The 20846-nt window shown below is 49.9% G+C and carries 17 protein-coding genes; 11 read left to right on the top strand and 6 right to left on the bottom strand.

What is annotated here, in order from left to right; all coding sequences use genetic code 11:
• The first annotated feature begins 420 nt into the window (after positions 1-420).
• Complete coding sequence (gene tsaE, locus EKM99_RS10295) at positions 421-894, top strand: tRNA (adenosine(37)-N6)-threonylcarbamoyltransferase complex ATPase subunit type 1 TsaE (protein WP_125583336.1); 474 nt, start codon at positions 421-423, stop codon at positions 892-894.
• A complete protein-coding gene (locus EKM99_RS10300) occupies positions 891-1409 on the top strand; it encodes a GNAT family N-acetyltransferase (protein WP_125583337.1) in 519 nt (172 codons plus the stop codon). The genes tsaE and EKM99_RS10300 overlap by 4 nt, the downstream gene beginning before the upstream one ends.
• A gap of 473 nt (positions 1410-1882) precedes the next feature.
• On the opposite strand, the gene EKM99_RS10305 is transcribed toward EKM99_RS10300, so the two are convergent.
• Positions 1883-4474, bottom strand: a complete 2592-nt coding sequence (locus tag EKM99_RS10305; protein WP_164511583.1) for a MucBP domain-containing protein — start codon at positions 4472-4474, stop codon at positions 1883-1885.
• A 508-nt stretch (positions 4475-4982) separates the two neighbouring features.
• Here EKM99_RS10305 and EKM99_RS10310 point away from each other — a divergent pair.
• Positions 4983-5999, top strand: coding sequence for an aldo/keto reductase (locus EKM99_RS10310; RefSeq protein WP_125583339.1), 1017 nt, complete (start codon positions 4983-4985; stop codon positions 5997-5999).
• Positions 6000-6164: 165 nt separating this feature from the next.
• Here EKM99_RS10310 and EKM99_RS10315 read toward each other — a convergent pair whose 3' ends face one another.
• From EKM99_RS10315 to EKM99_RS10330, 4 genes are all read right to left on the bottom strand, one after another.
• Complete coding sequence (locus tag EKM99_RS10315) at positions 6165-6341, bottom strand: helix-turn-helix domain-containing protein (RefSeq protein ID WP_125583340.1); 177 nt, start codon at positions 6339-6341, stop codon at positions 6165-6167.
• Between the two features lie 41 nt (positions 6342-6382).
• Positions 6383-6958: a DUF2975 domain-containing protein gene (locus EKM99_RS10320; RefSeq protein WP_125583341.1), complete on the bottom strand. Its 576-nt coding sequence runs from the start codon at positions 6956-6958 to the stop codon at positions 6383-6385.
• Between the two features lie 300 nt (positions 6959-7258).
• A complete protein-coding gene (locus EKM99_RS10325) occupies positions 7259-7795 on the bottom strand; it encodes a 3'-5' exonuclease (RefSeq protein ID WP_125583342.1) in 537 nt (178 codons plus the stop codon).
• A gap of 98 nt (positions 7796-7893) precedes the next feature.
• The gene (locus EKM99_RS10330; RefSeq protein WP_125583343.1) at positions 7894-8658 is read right to left on the bottom strand and encodes an exodeoxyribonuclease III; all 765 of its coding nucleotides are present in this window, start codon (positions 8656-8658) and stop codon (positions 7894-7896) included.
• A 311-nt stretch (positions 8659-8969) separates the two neighbouring features.
• Here EKM99_RS10330 and murB point away from each other — a divergent pair, with 311 nt between their 5' ends.
• Together murB and EKM99_RS10340 are read left to right on the top strand one after the other, a co-directional pair.
• The gene (gene murB / locus EKM99_RS10335; RefSeq protein ID WP_125583344.1) at positions 8970-9884 is read left to right on the top strand and encodes a UDP-N-acetylmuramate dehydrogenase; all 915 of its coding nucleotides are present in this window, start codon (positions 8970-8972) and stop codon (positions 9882-9884) included.
• Between the two features lie 28 nt (positions 9885-9912).
• Positions 9913-12045, top strand: a complete 2133-nt coding sequence (locus tag EKM99_RS10340) for a cation:proton antiporter (RefSeq protein ID WP_125583345.1) — start codon at positions 9913-9915, stop codon at positions 12043-12045.
• A 1013-nt stretch (positions 12046-13058) separates the two neighbouring features.
• Here the strand turns inward: EKM99_RS10340 and EKM99_RS10345 are convergent.
• Entirely contained in the window at positions 13059-13718 is a 660-nt protein-coding gene (locus EKM99_RS10345) for a DUF1361 domain-containing protein (protein ID WP_125583346.1), read from the bottom strand.
• A 238-nt stretch (positions 13719-13956) separates the two neighbouring features.
• On the opposite strand from EKM99_RS10345, the gene cdaA reads away from it, so the two are divergent.
• The 6 genes from cdaA to EKM99_RS10370 all read left to right on the top strand — a co-directional run bounded on the left by cdaA (position 13957) and on the right by EKM99_RS10370 (position 20770).
• Positions 13957-14808 (top strand): diadenylate cyclase CdaA, encoded by an 852-nt coding sequence (gene cdaA, locus EKM99_RS10350; RefSeq protein WP_125583347.1) that lies wholly within the window; start codon positions 13957-13959, stop codon positions 14806-14808.
• The gene (locus tag EKM99_RS10355; RefSeq protein ID WP_125583348.1) at positions 14805-15779 is read left to right on the top strand and encodes a CdaR family protein; all 975 of its coding nucleotides are present in this window, start codon (positions 14805-14807) and stop codon (positions 15777-15779) included. Before cdaA ends, EKM99_RS10355 begins: the two co-directional genes overlap by 4 nt.
• A gap of 35 nt (positions 15780-15814) precedes the next feature.
• The gene (gene glmM / locus EKM99_RS10360; RefSeq protein ID WP_125583349.1) at positions 15815-17170 is read left to right on the top strand and encodes a phosphoglucosamine mutase; all 1356 of its coding nucleotides are present in this window, start codon (positions 15815-15817) and stop codon (positions 17168-17170) included.
• 663 nt (positions 17171-17833) lie between these two features.
• On the top strand, positions 17834-19651 hold the full coding sequence (glmS, locus tag EKM99_RS10365; RefSeq protein WP_125583350.1) for a glutamine--fructose-6-phosphate transaminase (isomerizing): 1818 nt from the start codon (positions 17834-17836) through the stop codon (positions 19649-19651).
• 132 nt (positions 19652-19783) lie between these two features.
• Entirely contained in the window at positions 19784-19906 is a 123-nt protein-coding gene (locus EKM99_RS16080) for a hypothetical protein (RefSeq protein ID WP_263853870.1), read from the top strand.
• Between the two features lie 159 nt (positions 19907-20065).
• Complete coding sequence (locus EKM99_RS10370; protein ID WP_164511587.1) at positions 20066-20770, top strand: glucosamine-6-phosphate deaminase; 705 nt, start codon at positions 20066-20068, stop codon at positions 20768-20770.
• Positions 20771-20846: the final 76 nt, after the last annotated feature.

Here is a 20846-nt window from a genome sequence, read left to right on the forward strand (position 1 = left end):
GCAACACGGTCTGAACCCGACTACTTAGACTATACCCACTCACAGTAAACAAACGTTTTCAGTCCAGCGATGGTTACGGCAATGTCATGTTGAAAAACTGTCATAACCGGAGGAAGCCAGGACGGAGCCAGCTGTGCCAGTGGTGTTAGACCGAGCGGTTTTCTCGGCCTTACAGCACGGGACAACCTTTGAGACGTGAACTTCGGCTTAAAGTTGAGGTGGAAGCCCGTACCACAGGCTGGAACCGGCCCCATAGCAGGCGCAGTCCTGGTAGCCGCAGGTGGCAATTTACCACAAATTTTGTGGATTGAATCCCTGTTAGCTGAGGCGATTAACGTTTGTGCGTCACGTAATCATTTGATAAAGGTGTCAATTCAAAATTAAAAAACAAAAGTATAAGAGAAAAAGGGGAATATCAGTATGTTTGAAACGACCGTAACCAGTCCCGACCAGACCATGGCCTTGGGTCAGGCGTTGGCGGCTAATCTTCAGCCGCGGGATGTGATTTTGTTGGATGGCGACTTGGGCGCTGGGAAGACGACCTTTACCAAGGGCCTCGCGCTGGGGCTGGGCATTACCCGCAACATTAAGAGTCCGACCTTTACCATTATTCGTGAGTATCAGAGTGGGCGGATTCCCCTGTATCACATGGACGTTTACCGCCTGGAAGATGGCAGTGGGGATGAGCTCGGCCTGGATGAATACTTCAACGGGGATGGCGTGAACGTAATCGAGTGGTCCAAGTTCATCGCTGATGAATTGCCCGCTCAGTATCTGCGGATCGTGTTCAAACGCGACGATGAAGCCGGCGAAAGTCAGCGGACGTTGCGGTTTGAACCCGTGGGCGCGCGTTTTGAAAAATTAGTTCAGCAGTTGGAGGCCAGTCAAAAATGAGTGAAGAAGTCGCGATTCGCTTACCGGAGCCGACCGAAGCGAAGCACGTGTTGGCGTTGTTAGACCGGCTCCAACAGGAAAGTGATACGTTTAGTTTGGCCGACGCCGACGATCCCATCAGTGCGGCCCAAGAGGCTGACCAACTTGACCAAATTATGCGGAGTCCCCGCCACCTATTGCTGGTTGCGAGCCTCGGTGAAACCTTGCTGGGCGTCTGTTCGATTTCACCGACCCCACAAGGCAACGTCGGCGAGCTCGGTATCGCTGTCGAGAAGGCCTACTGGCATTTGGGCATCGGCACGGCACTCGTGGATGAGGCACTTTACTGGGCCCAGACGGCCAGTGACTTGCAGGCGGTTGGCTTGATTGTGCAGACCCGCAACGTAGCGGCCATGAAGTTGTACCAGAAGCTCGGCTTCACCCGCACGGCGACCCCGCCAACTCAGGTGACGGACGACGATGGCGAACAGGTAACTGCGGTAGAAATGGTTTACCATTTAGATTCAGCGGAGTAGCTCGGTTGTGACCGGGCTTCGTTTAAACAGTTCTTCTGGGTCTGCCTGGCAGTAATTTTGTCGGCGTGCTTGCATTGGTTGATTTGGGTATGACACTGGGCCAATGTTTGATGGATTAATGAGCACGTTTTTACCATGGACCTGGTTTTACTCAGTGATGCTGGTTACGTTGCCTGCCGTTGTCCTTGTTTATAATCGGCAGGGGCTGGCGTAAACGGACCACCAGTTAGAAATTAGCGCCATGATTAGCAGCTTTTGCTGGGTTAAATAATCGGCGGATGATTTTGAGACGGGATCGTTACCTCTAATTAATAGCGCGCCAAGTCCGATGACGAAAGAACTGGTACTGATTCAACGGTTTTTATCTCTCAATTTTCAGACATAGAAAAACTAGCCGCAACATGAAAAACTGATTTCGTGTTGCGACTAGTTTTTATTGTGTTTGTTAATAAGTTGATATTTTATCAGGCTAGCTAAAAGCGGCGACGTGTCTTGAATCCAATTGCGATTAAAGTAATCAAGCCTAAAATTAGACCGAAACGACTGGCCGATTCGCCGGTCGCTGGTAATTCTTTTGAGCTTTTTTGCGGCTTGATACTGGTTGCTGGTTTAGTCGATTGTTTTAAAGAAGATGTCACCGAATTATCCGGTTTTTGAGTGTTGCCGGGATTCAGTTTATCACCAGCGGTGCTACCACCTGAAGTGGCTGCGATGACGTGCAGTTTGACGACTAACGTTTGACCGTCATCGGTGCGCAAAGTGACCTGATAAGTTCCAACCTTTTTTAAATCAGCTTGGCTAAGGTCGACTTTGACCGCAACGGTTTGACCAGCTTTATTTTTACCAACAGCCTTAAAGTCCTCGGCAGTCGGAGTGGTGCCGTTGACCGTCATCGTGTAATCTTGACCAGTTAATTGGCTAAGATTATTGCTGCCGGCCTGCTTTTGGTAGTAGTAGCTCACGTTCTGCGCCTCTGAGCTAAATTTTCCAGTTGGCTGGCCGGACGTTTTGACGTATGTGTAGCCAGCAATTGATTTCGCTGTAGTCGTGTACGGTGAGGCAAATGGTCCGGTTAAGGTCGTGACTGCTGCGAGTTGCTGACCGGACAAGTCCAAATAATGCACGGTGACTTGGCCTTGGTCTGTCGCTTGCTTAGTGTAGGTCAAGACGATAGTTGGCGTCGTAGTACTGAATTTGCCAGCTAATTTACCGGTAGCTTTTTGATACTTGTATTGCTTAAAAGCTGGTGGTGTAATCGTGTAGGTTGCCTCAAGCGTTCCGGTCAAACGGCGGTCGGCGGCGATTGACTGACCGTCAGCCGTCTGGTACTTAATAACGACACTGCCCAGTTTGGCGGGAGTTGCTTGATAAATTAAAGTGACGGTCTGTGGCTGCCCAGTAAAGGTTCCTGCTAAACTCCTGTTGGCATGGTGAAAAGTATAACCAGCAATGCCAGGTTGACTAATGGTAAACGGAGTATCAACGTCGCCAGTTAAGGTTTTCGCTGGTGCAAGGACTTTACCGTGGTCGTCGACGTAATTAACGGTGACTGATCCCTGAGCCGCAGTGACTTTTTGATAGGTGAGTGTCACCGATTTTGTCCCAGTGGTAAATTTGCCGGTCAAGTCGCCAGCTTGAAATTTATAGCCAGCAATTGATTTGGGGGTCAAGGTATAGCCGCTATCAAGCTGGCCAGTCATTTTTTGTGGGTCTGCAATGGGCTGACCGTCTGTGTCGAGATAATTGACAGTGATACTACCTTCAGTAGGTTGTTGTTGATAAAGCAAGGTCACGGTTTGGGCGTCACCACTAATGGCCCCGGTCAATAGCGCGTCGTCTTGGGTGCCTTGATAGGTGTAACCAGTGATTGAAGGCGGTGTAATCGTGAAGGGGTCTTCGATAGCGCCGGTGATAGTGGTCGCTGGCTGAATCGCTTTGTTCGTAGCTTTGTCTACGTAGTTGACGGTCACGGGTTGTGAGGGCTTTGGCTGCCAAACGAAGGTATCTGTAGCTTGTGTCTTGGTGCCATCATAGGCGGTAACTAATTGAGCAGTGGTCAAAACCTGATTCCCGTTAGGATTGGTGACAGTTCCCGTGCCGATGTTTTGCCAAAAGCCAGTGTATTTATTATTTTCAGTCACTGATGGTAAGGCCGTCCCGTCAAGTTTAGAATAGGGGCCAAGTTTGATTTCTTTTAGTGCGCCTGCATAGATGAACATTTGTTTGAGGGTTCCCGCAGAATTGCTGAGTTGGCGCATGTCAAATGATGACATGTCGATTTTTTGTATTCTAGATATGAAGAACATTTGGCTCATACTGGTAATATGACTAGTATTTTCCCAGCCGGTCGTATTGATGGCGTTAGCTTGAAGTAGATAGCCCATACCAGACAAATTAACTTTAGCTGCTTTAAAGTTCCACCCGGATAAATCTAATAAATTGAATAGGCGATTACCATTGGCATCGAGGCCACCAGCTCGCGTAAATGCCCAATAGGCACTGGTGAGTGAACTCACATCCCAGTTGCTGAGATCAAGGGTGCCAATGAGCGCCGTTGCGAAAAAGGTCTTTTCCATCGTTTGCAGATTGCCGGTTTTCCAGCTTTCAATCCCAGTTAGATTCGTCAGTTGAGAGTCATTGTCAAATAGATCATTGATGGAAATTGTCCTACTGGTATCTACTTTTTCAAGACCATCAATTTGCGTTAGATTTGATAGACCAGCAAATAGTCCGACGGCGTAAGTGTTAAAAGTGACCGGACCCGTAATTTCAATTTTAGTGATCTGTGAACTGTAGGCGGCCCAAGGCGAGGTTTCACTCTTGTGGCTCGCAAAGTCGCCCGGACCAATCGTCAAGGTGCCATCTGCCAGGGACCAGTCACTTGAGCCGAATTTTCCAGTAATTGGTGTGGTGGCTGTCGCCGTGTCCGCTAAAGCTAGGATATTATGACTGGTCGGTAACGATACTACCAGTGGCACCGTTAGGGCTGACTTAGGTCGTGATAAGTCGTTAGATAAGTCGTTAAAGGAAGCGGCATCGGCTGAAATTAATGTCATCGCTGTCATTAGACTGAATCCTGTAACGACTAGGCAGAGGGTTTTACAGAGGTGTTTAAAGGGTTCTTTAATCAACATAGTTTACTCCTCCAGTAATTAGTGGCTGAAAGCAACTGTTAATGCACGACTCTATTGTAGTATGGATATGAACCAATGTATACCTGTGCTATATGGTTAGACCTGACGTGATTGGTGAGACAGTCGCACTACCATGCGATTATAAGCAGTTATGGGCACTCAAATAAGAATCTGCTGTGAAAGCGGGTGTGAGTCCTAAGCGTGACGCTGATATTTCCTGGTAATTATGGCCAACGGATAATCAGGCACTGTGGTATTAATCAAATTAACCTGTTAGGCGACCGACCAATTTATTGAGATAAGGTTAACTGTTGAAAAATTGTCTTAATCAGCACTAAAATTGACGTTATCCGATTGAAGCTTGATTTGGTTAGGACTTTTTTTGTCAGCATGAAAGCGTTATCCTTAGAACAATGAATCAATTTGAGGAGGACCAATCATGTACCGTGCAAACGAGCAGCGTTACGATAAAATGATTTATAACCGGGTGGGGGACAGTGGTTTGAAACTGTCCGCTATCGGGATGGGACTGTGGAACAACTTTGGGAGTGTCGACGCCTACGCCACACAAAAGGCCATCATTCACCAGGCCTTTGATCTCGGCATCACCTACTTTGACCTGGCCAACAACTACGGGCCGGAACCCGGCAGTGCCGAGGAAAACTTTGGCAAGATGCTGGCGACGGATTTGAAACCTTATCGGGACGAATTGGTGATTGCCAGTAAGGCCGGCTACGTGATGTGGCCTGGTCCCTATGGCAACTGGGGGTCACGCAAGAGTATCATTGCCAGTGCCGACCAAAGTTTACGGCGGACCGGCTTGGATTACTTTGATATTTTCTACAGCCACCGCGCTGACCCGGCAACGAATCCGGAAGAAACCGCGTTGGCCTTGGATCAGCTGGTACGGGAAGGGAAAACGTTGTATGTCGGCCTGTCCAATTATAGCGGCGCACAAATCAAGGTGATGAGCGCTATTTTCCGCGAGCACCACACGCCATTTATCATTGACCAACCGCGGTACAACCTGTTGAACCGGGACGTTGAAGCGGACGTGTTCCCTGAATTAGTCGCTGAAAAAAAGTGTGCTGTGAGTTTCAGTTCGTTGTGCCAAGGCCTATTGACGAATAAATATCTTAAGGGCATTCCACAGGATTCACGGGCAAACAAGGCGACCATTCCGTTCCTACACCCCGCACAGGTGGCACAAACATTGGGGACGATTAAGCAGCTAAATGCCGTGGCCGCCAATCGGAATCAAAGCCTGGCGCAAATGGCGTTGGCTTGGAATTTACGGCAACCCGCCATTGCCAGTGTCTTAATTGGTGCCAGTCGGCCGGAACAGGTTTTGGCCAACGTGGCGGCCTTGGACAATGTGGCCTTTAGCGAGGAAGAGCTGGCACAAATTGAAGCCATCTTAGCCGCTCAGCCGGCAATCGATTGGAACGCTAAGTGACCAATTGCGTTAGTTATGAGAATGATGTGGTCGGTCACCTGTTAAATCACAACAACTTGGTCTAATTGCATAAGTAAGGAGGCCCAGGTGCATTGGAAACTGCATCTGGGCCTCTTATTTTTTGCTATTGACGTAGCCGGCATTAATCCACCAGATCAATCCGTCTCAGTCGTCGACGTACTTGAGAATGTCGCCTGGCTGGCAGTTCAGGACTTGGCAGATTTTGCCGAGCGTACTGAAGCGGATAGCCTTGGCTTTGCCAGTTTTCAAAATTGACAAGTTGGCGGGCGTGATGCCAATCGCCTTGGCCAGCTCCTGGCTACTCATATTACGTTCTGCCATAACCACGTTCAAAGTTAGCTTAACCACAGTAAGAGGACCTCCTAAACGGTCAAATCATTTTCGGTTTTCATGCGCATAGCGTGACGGTAAGTTTCATAGATGGCGGCTAGGAAAATGATGACGTAAATATCTTGGACGCAGTCTGACCAGGTTTGAGGCGACGCTCCGTGATTGACTCGTAGTAACCAGCTTCGCGTGAGTTGATTTCCACTGGCAAAGAAGAGGTCGCTCACGAAGGTGACTAGCTGCATTTTGAAAATAGTGCGTAAGGCTTCTTCGTTTGAGGCCGAAAAGTATTCTTGGGCAACGATATTGTTGAGCAGCTTAATCAAGGCCTTTAAAGCTTTGATGCCAGCCCATGCCATTAAAATGATTCCTACTGACATGAGCAGGGCATAGGGCCAATTGGGAAAGCTTTTCACAGCTGCCAGCGTTGCTTGATGATTGTTTGCTAAGCGCAGAAAGTCACTGCTACTTAGAATGTCGTGGGCGGTTCTGTTCTGGAAAGCCTCAAATAGGTAGCCAATCGGGAACAAAAACACCAAATAGCCGATTGCAATGCAAATGTATGAAAAGAAAACAACCGTCTTAATACCAAATTTCAACCATTTTGACATGGTTAACATCTCCCCTGAAATTTATTACAACTCGATAATACAATATCGATAAACAATAATCAATAGCTGAAAATCAATAAATTAAAATGAGAGTGGGACAAAAGGCGGTTAGCTGGTGAGCATTAAGGCTGAAAGCCGGATGATCCTGGGCTTGGATTATTTGGCTTTCAGTTTTAAGCGGAGCCAGCTGCCTTTCGTTCAACGTTTCGGCAGTATAAACTTGGAGATAAAAAAATGAGCCTGGGATTTTGTCCCAGGCTCATTTTTTTATTTCGGTCGTAATTTCAGGACTACTCAGTGTTAGGCATTCACCGTCACAAACGGCTTCAATGGCTGTGTGCCGAAGTGATTGGCTTCATACAACAGGATGTTAGCGCAGGCCAAACTGTCGTCTAGCGCGTTGTGGTGATGGTGCAAATCAATAGCCAGCTCATCACACACCGTGTCGAGTTTGTGATTGGGGAATTCCGGGAAGAACTTCCGACTGGTCTTCACCGTGTCCAACGTGAGGTAGCGGGCAGTTGGCAAATTGTAGTGCTCGAGACTGCTCCGCAAGACGCCGTTGTCAAACGGGGCGTTGTGGGCAATCACCAGCCGGTCCCGTTGAAAGAACGGCGCCACGTGTTCCCAGACTTCCGGGAAGGTGGGCGCGTTAGCCACGTCGCGTTCGTGAATCCCGTGAATCTGCACGTTGCGCCAGAAAAATTCGGTGTCTGGCTTAATTAAAGAATAAAATTCGTCAACGACTTGGCTGTCGCGGACAATCGTCAACGCCAAGGAGCAGGCACTATAGCGCTTGCCGCTCGCCGTTTCAAAGTCCATGGCTACAAAGTTCACAGAAGCCTCTTCCTCTCTGGTTTTAGGTGGTTAAATACTAAGTGATTTCAATCAATAATGCAAGTGTTTTGGAAGTGGCTAATCGCAAACCGGTCAACCTAAACTGTCAAGCCCTTAACATCCAGCTCGACGGGGCAGTGGTCCGACCCCAGAACTTGATCTAAAATTTCTGCTTTTTCCAGTTGATCCTGCAGCCGATTGCTGGTGATAAAGTAATCGATCCGCCAGCCGGCGTTGTTGTCGCGGGCGTGGAACCGGTAGCTCCACCACGAATACCGTTCGGTGGCATCCGGGTTGAAGTAACGGAAGGTATCCGTGTACCCCGCGGCCAGAAGGTGGGCCATCTTTTCCCGTTCGTCGTCGGTAAAGCCGGCGTTCTTGTGATTGGTCTTGGGATTCTTCAGGTCAATCTCCGTGCGGGCCACGTTGAGGTCGCCACAGAAAATGATCGGCTTGTTCGCATCCAGTTTCTGCACGAAGGCCAGGAAAGCTTCTTCCCAGCCCATCCGAAAGTCGAGCCGCTTGAGCCCGCTCCCAGAGTTCGGTGTGTAACAGGTCAACACGTAAAAGTCTGGGTACTCCAGCGTAATCGTCCGGCCCTCGTGATCAAAGTCCGGGGAGTCGATGCCGTAGAGGACGTTTAACGGCTTGTGTTTGGTAAATAAGGCCGTCCCCGAGTAGCCCTTGCGTTCGGCGTAATTCCAGTATTGGTAGTAACCAGGCAGGTCGAGGTCGATTTGGCCCTCCTGTAACTTGGTTTCTTGAATCCCAAAGAAATCAGCGTCGAGTTCCTGAAAAGTTTCCACAAAATTCTTTTTCACAATTGCCCGTAGGCCGTTTACGTTCCAAGAAATAAATTTCATTACGCACCTCCAACTAACTGGTTTCAGTATACCAGAAAAGTTAGAAATTGCGGTATATTGGAGCGTTCTTCCCCGGTTCACCCAGAATTCATGGTAAAATATAATCACTCACGACAAAATCACGTTTTATTTGGTTACGGTGCGGGTCTGGTGCCGGCCACTTCGGTGAATTACCCAGGCACGGCAAGGCGTTTCACCAGGCCAACGCATGCGATTGACGCCTGTTTTCAGCGAACGCGGCGTAATCCAGCCGGCATTCGCTGAAAATAAGCGTAACCAGGCACAAATATTTACAGATCGAGAGGAATTTTATCATGATGACGGACATAACGACGGCTTTCCCAGCAATTGAAATCTTACGGGACGAGCCACTTGCACATTATACACACACAAAGACCGGTGGACCGGCGGATTTCTTAGCGTTCCCCACCAACATTCAGGAAACGAAATCCTTACTGGCGTACGCCAATGAGGAACAGGTCCCGGTGACGGTGATTGGCAACGCCAGTAACCTGATCGTTCGAGATGGCGGCATTCGGGGCTTGGTGATGATTCTAACCAAGATGAACCACATCACCACGACCGGTAACACGGTGACGGCGGAGGCTGGCGCTGCGTTGATCAAGACGACCCAGGTGGCGCAAGCTCATGCCCTGACCGGCTTTGAATTTGCCGCTGGGATTCCCGGTAGCGTGGGCGGGGCCATCTTCATGAACGCCGGTGCTTACGGCGGGGCCATTAGTGATATCGCCCTTTCCGCCGAGGTATTGACGCCCGCTGGCGAAGTCCGTACCCTGACCCAAGATGAGTTTGATTTCGGTTACCGGCACAGTTCGATTCAAGACTATCATGACATCGTTTTGACGGCGACCTTTGCTCTGGAACCAGGGGATGGGACAGCTATTCAAGCCAAGATGGATGATCTGAACGCACAGCGTGCTGCCAAGCAACCCTTGGACTTACCTTCCTGTGGGAGTGTTTTCAAACGCCCAGAAGGCCATTACACTGGTCAGCTGATCCAAGCCGCTGGGCTACAAGGCTTGAAGTGGGGCGGTGCCCAGGTTTCGACTAAGCATGCGGGGTTCATTGTGAACATCGATCACGCGACGGCCACGGACTACCTGGAACTGATTCACCACATTCAAGACGTGATTTGGCAAACGGACCAGGTCAAACTGGAAACCGAAGTCCAAATCATTGGCGAAGAACCAGCTGCCACGAAGTAAGCAAAATGACAAAAAGGGGGAACCTTATGTGCCTATAGTTGAAGCAGTGATCCTGTTGATCGTGTTAGTTTTATTCTCTAATATTATCAGTCACTACCTCACGTTTATTCCGGTCAGTTTGATTCAAATTGCGCTGGGACTCCTCGTCGCCTTAGTTTGGAACTTCGAGGTCCCACTGGAAACTGATTGGTTTTTACTCTTGTTCATTGCACCGTTGTTGTATAACGATGGCCGGCGTTTTCCCAGAAAAGAACTCTGGCGATTGCGGGGGCCAATCTTTGCCAATGCCATCTGGCTGGTCTTTTTGACCACAATTTTAGGTGGCTTTCTCATTTACGAATTGATTCCCAAGATGCCGTTTACTGTGGCGTTGGCGTTGGCAGCGATTTTGTCACCGACCGACCCGGTTGCGGTGCAGTCGATTTCCAAGCAGGCCAAGCTGCCAGATAGTTTGCTTCACCTGGTCAGTGGGGAAAGTCTGATCAACGACGCCAGTGGCCTGATTGCCTTCAAATATGCGATTGCGGCGACGGTGACGGGTGCTTTTTCAATGGGCACAGCTGTGGGTGACTTCTTTTACATCAGTATCGTCGGCTTTTTATCCGGTCTGATTTTCATGACCGCCATTCAACTCTTAATGGATATTTTACGGCGGCAGGGGATTGATGACGTGATCTTCAACACGGTGTTGCAAATTGCCACGCCGTTCGTCGTCTACCTAGTCACCGAAGAGATTACCCATGCTTCCGGGGTAATTGCCGTGGTCACCGCGGGGGTGCTCTACCACGCCCGGGAAAACCGGATTGTGGAGGACTCACCCGAATTAAAATTGGTGACCGAAAAAGTTTGGGATATTATTATCTATTCTTTGAACGGTATCGTGTTTGTGATTCTCGGCATCGAATTGCCCGTGGCGACGTCGAAAGTGATTAAAGGTGGTCAGTTCAACACGTGGCAAGCGCTCTTCTTTGCCTTCATGGCCTGGGTGATCATCGTGGTCATCCGAACCGTCTGGACATACGGGTACGTGCTGTTTGAACGGATTAACCACAAGGGCACCACGGATAAGCCAGGCTTGCGGATGTCTATTTTATCCGGTCTGTCTGGTGTGCGGGGGGCCGTTACCATGGCCGGGGTCCTGTCGGTGCCGATGACGATTTCGTCTGGTGCGAGCTTCCCGACCCGTTCGTTGATGCTGTTCGTGGCTTCCGGCGTCATCATTATCAGTCTGGTCGCCGCCACCATCACCTTGCCGTTAATTTCGACGTCGGGCCAACCCCTGCAAACGCGGGCGAGTGCCAGCGACGAGGGGGCCAACGACCTTGATTTGGATGAGGACGGCGAGGAGATTCCCGAAGATCCGGTCCGCCAGATTAGTGAGGATGAGGCCCGGGCGTACATTATGCGGTTAGCCATTTCAAAAATTGAAGAACTCCGACGACCGAACAATCAACGAGCCGCTTATGATTTAATTCTAGACTATCAATTCGTGATTCGCCGGTTGGAAATGAATTATCGGGCAGATACCGCCATGCAGAAGGTTTTGGAAGACGAAATCAAGCTGCGCGAGGTCACCTTGGCTGGTGAACGGGCATCGCTGAAGGAACTGCGTCAGGGTGAAAAAATCACGCAAACCAGTTATGTCGGGGCGATTCGCCGGATTGAAAACTTTGAAAGCCGATTGACTCAGGTGGCAGGACATACGATGCCAAGTGTGCTGCGTTACTGGCGTGTCTTCTTCAAGCATATGTTCCGGAACGCGGCCTACTGGTTGCATTCGGAGGACACGGATCGCTTGCACGCGGAAAATAATTTGATTGAGCGGGAGACGTCGAAGGCCGCTATCAAGGGCCTGTCACAATACCTGGCAAGCTCGGACGTGGACGAGACCCAGTTCGATAACCAGGCCGTCTACCATTTGCTAGTCCAATACCGAAACCGGATTGAACGAGCCAAGGCGGAGACTGCACCGGACCATGAAGAGCTTTACCAACACCAAATCAATAAGTTGCGGGTCCGGGCGCTGGGTGCCGAGAGAACGGGGATTCAAACGTTATTGGAGGCCGGTAACATCACCTGGAATATGGCCTCTCATCTGCGGCAATACGTCAACTATTCAGAAAACGTGCTGGTCATGTCGTTGAATAGTGAAGAGGGATAGAGTGGGACCAAGGGCGGTTAGCTGGTGAGCATTAAGGCTGATAGCCGGATAATCCCGGGTTTGGATTATTTGGCTATCAGTTTTAAGCGGAGCCAGCTGCCCTTTGTTCCACGTTTCAGCAACGTGGACTTGAAGACACAAACGGTCCAGCTATCAGGGATTCAATCCACAAGATTTGGCTGGAATTGCCACCTGCGGCTGCCAGAGATTCCGGCTGCTGTGGGGACCGCCTGCGGCCTGAGGGGCGGTCCTCCGGCTCGGTTTGAAGCCTGGCGAAGACCGCCAGTCTCCAAACACGTCCCACGCTGTAAGCTGGTTCCCAGCTAACAGCGTCGACACAGCTGCCTGCATCTCTGTCCTCCTTCGGTTAGGATTGGTTCTTCAACATGACAGTCATGTGATTATCGCTGGACTGGCAACGTTTGTCCAGCGTAATCAGCCAACTGGCTATGTCGGTCCAGTCATGGAGTTTAGTCCTTCGATTTCACATTGACGAAACGTGAGTTCTATCCACAGCACTAAGAGTTTTGGTGCGCGTAATCAGTAAGATGTCAATTTAACTTAAATTAAAAAATCCAGACGGTCATGAAAGTGTCCCGTCTGGATTTTTTTGGCGTCGAACTACCCCAGTGCTCCAGAAATAATTCAGCGACTCTTAAGCCAGGTCCATCCACCGTGATCACTAAAATTAATTTCGGGGGTTACAAAGACCAAGTAAATTTCGTTAGTAAGGATAGGGGGCTAACGGTGGCCACCGACATAGAAAAAGGCCGGTAACTTTCAGCCATCACAACTGAAAGCACCAACCTGAATGAAGTCATTATTTGTGTATACGTAGAGACCAGATTAACTGGAGCTGTGGTAGATATATCGTATTCCTGACCTTACATTGCTGAAACGTGTGGCGGCGGGCAACTGATTCCGCTTAACACTGATAATCAACCAATCCAGGCCCCGGATTAGTCGCTTATCACCGTTAATGCTCGTCAGTTAAGCGCCCACCGCCACACTCTCTAATCCGCAGCGTCGCGGTTGTTCATGATGAGGTAAAGAATCCAGTAACAGAAGAGCTGGATCAATGTCATCAAGCCCACGAAGATCCACATATCCGGCGTCCACATGGCCAAGAGCGGTCGGATGAACTGTTCCGGATTTAGGAATAAGTAAATCGTGTGAATCCGGAGAAAACGACCAATGTACAGACCAACCGACGTTAGGAAGGTCAACACTAAGACGACGAATAGTCGGGCAATCCCGTTCCCCTTTGCCAGCCGCTCGGTAATGGACTGACTGACGTGATTCAGGCTCCAGAAGCCCAAAAATGAGCAGCTGATGGCGCTAATAATCATGTAGGTAAAGTAGATCCATAAGTGCGGCGTGACTCTTAGCAAGCCGCTCATGGCGTATGGCTGCAAGAGCGACAGGTGGAACAGATCGGTTAGGAGATAGGGGGCGTTGGGATAGAACAGCAGCCACAGAATAACGAGTGGCCAAAACAGCCAGCCGCGGGGGTGCTTGCTCCCTAAGTGAAAGCTGATTTCAATGGGGATGGCCCCCAAGAAGGTGTTGAGTACCAAGAACGAGAAGGGGTCCTTGGCACGGAAAAAGAGGAAAATTAGCCACGCCACGAAAAAGGCACGGATTTCCCACCGGGCTCGCCGCTTCATAGCCATCACCAATCCTTTCACAAAGTCCTACCCTTATTTTACAGCGCGAAGGCCGGATACGAACAGAATATGACTTCTATATTAGCAGATTATTTTAATATAAATAACGGCGACGACTGACCTTAAGGAATCTGTAAGCTTTGCGACCATTCCACTAGAGTTTGCAGGGATTGTCCGCAATCGGGGCGAAATGTCAGCGGCGCCGTGCTATAATAAAATTTGAATTCAATTTGGAGGGAAAGCTATGAACCTGGATTGGGGAAATCTCCTAACTATCGGAAATTTGGTCAACCTCCTCGACATTCTTGTGGTGTGGTTCGTCATCTATGAATTAATCGTAATGCTACGGGGAACCAAAGCGATTCAGCTCTTCCGTGGGGTTATCTTAATTCTGATTGTCCGCTTTGTCAGTGCCTACTTGGGGCTGAACACGGTGTCGTGGCTGGTTGATCAGGTTATCAACTGGGGTGTTATTGCCATTATCATCGTCTTTCAACCGGAAATTCGGCGGGGGTTGGAACATCTCGGTCGGGGCTCTTTGTTTGTTCGGGTTCGCCACGAAAATGAAGCGGCCAACAAGATGATTGAAGGCTTGGATAAAGCCATTCAGTACATGTCCAAACGGCGGATTGGGGCGTTAATGACCATTCAACGGGACACGGGACTGGAAGACTACATTGAAACGGGCATTGATTTGGATGCCGAGTTGACCGGCGAACTGCTGATCAACATCTTCATCCCCAACACGCCGCTGCACGATGGCGCGGTCATCATTCGCGACAACCGGATTGCCGTGGCGGCGGCCTACCTGCCGTTGTCCGAGAGCAACCTGATTCCGAAAGAGTTGGGAACGCGTCACCGAGCAGCCGTTGGGATTTCTGAAGTGACGGACGCCTTAACCATCGTTATTTCTGAAGAGACCGGGGAAGTGTCCATTACCAAGAACAACGAACTCCTTCGCGGCCTCACGCAGTCGGATTATTTGAAATTTCTGCGAAATGAATTGGTCAACGATGAGGCGACGGACACCAACAATGTGTTCCTGAAGGCCTTGGACTGGTTTGATCAGCGGTTCAGAGGGGGGCGGCGTAAATGAAAAACGAACGTTACACGACGTGGCTGTACCGGATTTTAGCCCTCATTTTAGCCATCCTGCTGTTCTTTTACGTGAACAGCACCAAGTCTTCCAGCAGCAGCTCATCGACCAGCTCAACGGGCAGTAACACGTCGCTGACGGCGACAAAAACGATGACGGTCTCGGTGCCGCTGCAGTTAAATGTTAACAGCAACAAGTATTTCGTGACCGGCTACCCTTCAAAGGTGAAAGTTACGTTGAAGGGGCCGCTGGCGTTGGTGACGACGACGGCGAATACCCAAAATTTTAAAGTTTACGCGGCGCTGAGCGATCTGGGTGTGGGCAAGCACAAAGTGACCCTGCACCAAGAGGGCTTGAACCACGAGATTTCATCCAGCATTTCCCCAGCAAAAATTGACGTCGACATCGAACCCCGCCGAACGGTTTCTTTCCCGGTCAAGGTTCGGTATAATAGTCAAAACATCGCTGCGGGTTATTCCGCTGGCAAGGCGACTTCTGATGCAACGACGGTCAAGGCGACCGGCGCTGCCAACGAGATTTCGCGGGTGAAGAAAGTCATTGCGCAACTGACCGTGCCGACGAACACCAAGAAGACGGTGAATAGTCAGGCGGTCATCGAAGCCCTGGACAGTAGTGGCAAGACGGTCAACGTCATTTTGACGCCGTCGACGACCACAGTTAATTTGCCAGTTACTTCTGATGGGGAGAGTAAGAAGGTCAGCGTGAACTTGAACGCTAAGAACGGCTCGTCCGGGACTACTTATAAGCTAACGTCCGATGTCAGCAAGGTCACCGCTTACGGGAGCGCTTCACAGTTGAAGGCCCTCGGCAGCAGCGTCGATGTTGACGTGGACGTGAGTGATGTGAAAAGTAAATCGACCAAGACGGTCACGTTAGATACCAGTGACAACGATGTCACGGCGTTTGACCCGTCGACGATTAAAGTATCGGTCACAGCAACAACCAAATAAACCAACAAACAGATTGAGAAATGAGGAATTTTGACATGAAGTATTTTGGAACTGATGGTGTTCGGGGAGTGGCTAACCAAGACTTGTCTCCCGAGTTAGCGTTTAAAGTCGGCCGTTTTGGTGGCTACGTCTTGACGCAACACGCTGATAGTGACAACGCGCACCCCCAAGTCTTAGTCGCCAGAGACACCCGGATTTCCGGTCAATTGCTGGAAAACGCTTTGGTTGCCGGCCTACTATCTGTGGGGATCGAAGTCTTACGATTAGGCGTGATTACGACGCCAGCCGTGGCTTACTTGGTACGGACGCAAGGCGCCGCTGCCGGGGTCATGATCACGGCCTCCCACAACCCAGTTGAATATAACGGGATCAAGTATTTCGGAAACGACGGCTACAAGCTGTCCGACGAAATGGAAGAAGAAATCGAAGCCCTGTTGGACGCCGAAACGGACGACCTGCCACGGCCAACGACTGACGGTTTAGGAACGGTCGAAGACTATTCCGAAGGGAGCCAGAAGTACATTCAGTTCCTGGAACAGACCATTGGGGATGACCTGGAAGGCCTCCACATTGCGGTCGATTCCGCTAACGGTGCTACCAGCGGCTTAGTTTCTCGTTTGTACGCTGACCTGAACTTAGACTTTGACACGATTGCGACGACCCCTAATGGGTTAAACATCAACGATCAAGTGGGTTCAACGCATCCAGAACAATTACAAAAGTTTGTCGTTGAAAAGGGCGCTGCCATTGGGCTGGCATTTGACGGCGATGGCGACCGGTGCATCGCGGTTGACGAAGAAGGTAACATTGTTGACGGCGACAAGATCATGTACATTTGTGGTAAATATATGGCCGAACACGGGCGTCTGAAGAAGGATACCATCGTGACGACGGTCATGAGTAACCTGGGGATGTACAAGGCCATGGAAGCCCACGAACTGAAGTCTGTGAAGACGAAGGTTGGGGACCGGTACGTGGTTGAAGAAATGCGGAAGTCCGGGTATAACCTGGGTGGCGAGCAGTCTGGCCACATCGTGTTCTTAGACTTCAACACGACGGGTGACGGCTTGTTAACGAGTTTACAATTGCTACACATCTTAAAGGCGACGGGCATGAAACTGTCTGAGCTGGCTGCTGACGTGAAGACCTACCCACAAAAGTTGGTTAACATCAAGGTCGCTGACAAGCAGGCCGCTTTGAACAACCCTCAAGTTCAAGCCATGATTGCGACGGTTGAAAAAGAAATGGCTGGCGACGGTCGGGTGCTGGTACGGCCTTCCGGGACGGAACCACTGCTGCGGGTGATGGCGGAAGCGCCAACCGTGGAGACGGTTTCGGCTTACGTGGATCGGATTGCGGATGTGGTCCGCGCCGAAGTCGGCGTCGAATAACTGGTTCACTGATTTTACTTGGATGTTTGACTCGCCTTACCGGTCGGTGGAAATAAGCCGGAACGCTGTGGGCGACCGTCTGGAGCCGAAAGGCGGTCTCCAGACTTACTTTGAGCCTCGTAGTGCGAGTCTCAAAGATACCAGTTCCCTAAGCAGCATAGGTCGCTACTAAGGGAACTCCCACGGCTGAGCTTATTTCCACCGACCTCACGGCTGACATCGCGTTAAATCGTGACACAGCTAGCCGCTTGTATCACAGTGGTGTCAGGACGACTGCAACAATTTTAAATTGATTTTGGAACAGGATTGAGGACTCCATAGATGAGCCACCAATCCTGTTTTTTGTCGAATATTGCTTTGGGAATAGCAGTCCTTTCTGTGTAGAACCTGAGCTAGTGTGGGGATTGCCCCGTTTGCTTTTGTTAGACCGGGCAACATGCCGCTTAATTTAGGGTTTTGCGGGTATAAAAATTTTGATATACCGGTTTAGACTTTTCTGATTGACAACCCTGACAGAACGCTGTAAAGTATAGTCATTCAGGAATGGTTTTCATGGAGTTTCAGTCTATACCAATTTCTGAGAAAGCTGATTCATTGACTACTTAAAATTATCCGACCCGTCCGGCGAACCGGAACCGGTGTCGAGCAAAGGAAGATTAAACTATGTGTGGAATTGTTGGTGTTACGGGTAATGACAACGCCGTTAAGATTTTAGTTGAAGGTTTACAAAAATTGGAATACCGGGGTTACGATTCAGCCGGTATCTACGTGAACGATCAAAAGGGACAGGACTACTTGGTTAAGACCAAGGGTCGGATTTCCCAATTGCGTTCTAAGATTACACCCGATGTTCACGGCTCCACTGGGATTGGGCATACACGTTGGGCGACCCATGGGGTTGTCAGCGTGGACAACGCGCATCCTCATTTCTCCAACGACGACCGGTTCTACCTGGTCCACAACGGGGTCATTGACAATTTCCAAGAGCTCAAAGCCCAATACCTGAGCGATGTGCCTTTCAAGAGTCAAACGGATACTGAAGTGGTTGTGCAACTGATCGACAAGTTTGCCGTTGAAGACAACTTGGACGCTAAGCAAGCCTTTCTCAAGACGTTGAGCCTGTTAAAGGGTTCCTCCTACGCCTTCTTGATGATGGACCGCGAACAGCCTGACACGTTATTTGTTGCTAAGAACAAGAGCCCACTCCTGATTGGGGTTGGCGATGGCTTTAACGTCGTTTGTTCCGATGCACTGGCAATGTTGCGTGAAACGCATGACTTCTTGGAACTGATGGATGGTGAAGTTGTGACCATCACACCAGACAAGGTGGCCATTCAAGACGCCGACGGCAATCCCGTTGAACGGAAGACGTTCCACGTTGACATGAACGCCGACGAAGCTGACAAGGGGACTTACCCATTCTACATGCTGAAAGAAGTCGACGAACAACCTAACGTGATGCGGAAATTGGCACAGACTTACCTGTCAGAACACGGTCAACCTGAAATTGATGACAAGCTGTTGAAGGCCATGCAAGCCGCAGACCGCCTGTACATTGTGGGTGCCGGAACGAGTTACCATGCTGGTTTGATTGGGAAGCGGCTCTTTGAAAACTTGGCCCACATTCCAACGGAAGTTCACGTTTCGTCTGAATTTGCCTACGAACAACCAATGCTGTCAGAGAAACCATTCTTTATCTTCCTGACGCAATCTGGTGAAACGGCTGATAGTCGTGAAGTGCTGGTCAACGTCAACGATGCTGGCTACCCAAGTTTGACCATCACCAACGTTCAGAACTCCACGTTGTCTCGTGAAGCAACCTACACGTTGTTGTTGCACGCGGGTCCAGAAATTGCCGTGGCCTCAACCAAGGCTTACACGGCCCAAATTGCTTTGGAAGCCATCTTAGCCAAGGCGCTGGGTGAAGTGACCGGCCAAATCATTGCCCAAAACTTTAACATCCGGCAACAATTGGGCTTGGTTGCGACGGGGATGCAAGCCATCGTCGACGAAAAGGACAAGCTGGAAAAGATTTCCAACGAGTACCTGTTGAAGACGAACCGGGCCTTCTACATTGGCCGGGGACTTGACCACGCCGTTTCTCTGGAAGCTGCCCTGAAGTTGAAGGAAATTTCCTACATTCAATGTGAAGGATTTGCGTCTGGTGAATTGAAGCATGGGACCATTGCTTTGATCGAAGACGGCACACCAGTCATTGGCTTTATCACGCAAGCCAAGACGGCCGGCCTGACCCGGAGCAATTTGCAAGAAACCATGGCTCGGGGCGCCAAGACGTTGACCATCGTGCGGGAAAGCCTTGCCGTTGATGGCGATGACTTGATCTTACCGGACGTTGACGAAATGTTGATGCCATTGCTGAGCGTTGTCCCAGCACAACTGTTGGCTTACTACACCAGTCTGAACAAGGGCCTGGATGTGGACAAGCCACGGAACTTGGCCAAGAGTGTCACTGTTGAATAATCCGTTTTGGGAGCTGCCTACTGGGTGGCTCTTTTTTTTCGGGCAAAATTGGGCCACGCGTTTTCCTTGCGTTAACTTACTTTTAGTTGTATAGTGTCTTAAAATCATCAATTACGAATGGAGGTGCAGACCATGAAATACACGAAGCGCGTTGACAGTCATAAGAATCAGAAACAACGGGATGCAACCTTTGAAAAGTTCCGCAAGCAACAGAACGATTTAAGCGCTAACCGACGGGGTGACCGGCGGAAGTAGGACGGTAGCCAAGGTGGCGGTCGTCCTTTTTATTTTCACTGCTTTTCAGGAATTCTTGAAAATTCTGAGCGAAAGACTTGCAAAATTGGTCTAGAGCATTTATAATCGGACTATACCATTAAGAGAGGGAGACTGAATGATATGAAACAATTGACGAACATGAATGTACAAATTGTCAGTGACAAGCAAGCGGGGGGCCAAGCGGGGTTCCACGTCTTTGAAGAGGCACTGCAGAATGGCGCTAAGGTTTTAGGCTTAGCAACTGGGAGTACTCCGGTCACCATCTATGAACAACTTGCGGCGAGTGATTTGGACTTCAGTCAATTAACGTCGGTCAACCTGGACGAATATGTTGGTTTGAACGCTGACCATCCACAGAGCTACCACTACTTCATGCAAGATCATTTATTTAACGCAAAACCATTTGCCCACTCATACGTTCCCGACGGTTCGAACTTGGATGCGGCACAAGCAACGCAGGATTACGACGCAATCATTGCGGCTAACCCGATTGATTTACAACTCTTAGGCTTAGGGAAAAACGGCCACATTGGGTTCAATGAGCCCGGCACGGATCCCGAATCAACCACGCACAAAGTAGCTTTAACGGAGTCGACCATCGAGGCCAACGCACGGTTCTTCGACCACGCCGATGACGTTCCCCGTTACGCTTACTCCATGGGAATCGGGTCCATTTTACAAGCCAAGCAAATCTTGATTGTGGCTTACGGTGAGGCTAAGGCCGCTGCCGTTGCTGCCATGATTCAAGGCCCAGTGACCCCCGACGTGCCTGCCAGTTATTTGCAGACTCATCCGAACGTGACCGTTATCTTGGATGAAGCTGCAGCAAGTCAGTTAGATTAAGTCTTTGTGTCAACCGCGTTTTCTCTTAAATTTCTCTTTCTGCACCTGGGCGAGTTATGTTATTCTTGTCCTGGAA

The sequence above is a fragment of the Levilactobacillus cerevisiae genome, from assembly GCF_003946245.1.
Classification (GTDB): Bacteria; Bacillota; Bacilli; order Lactobacillales; family Lactobacillaceae; genus Levilactobacillus; species Levilactobacillus cerevisiae.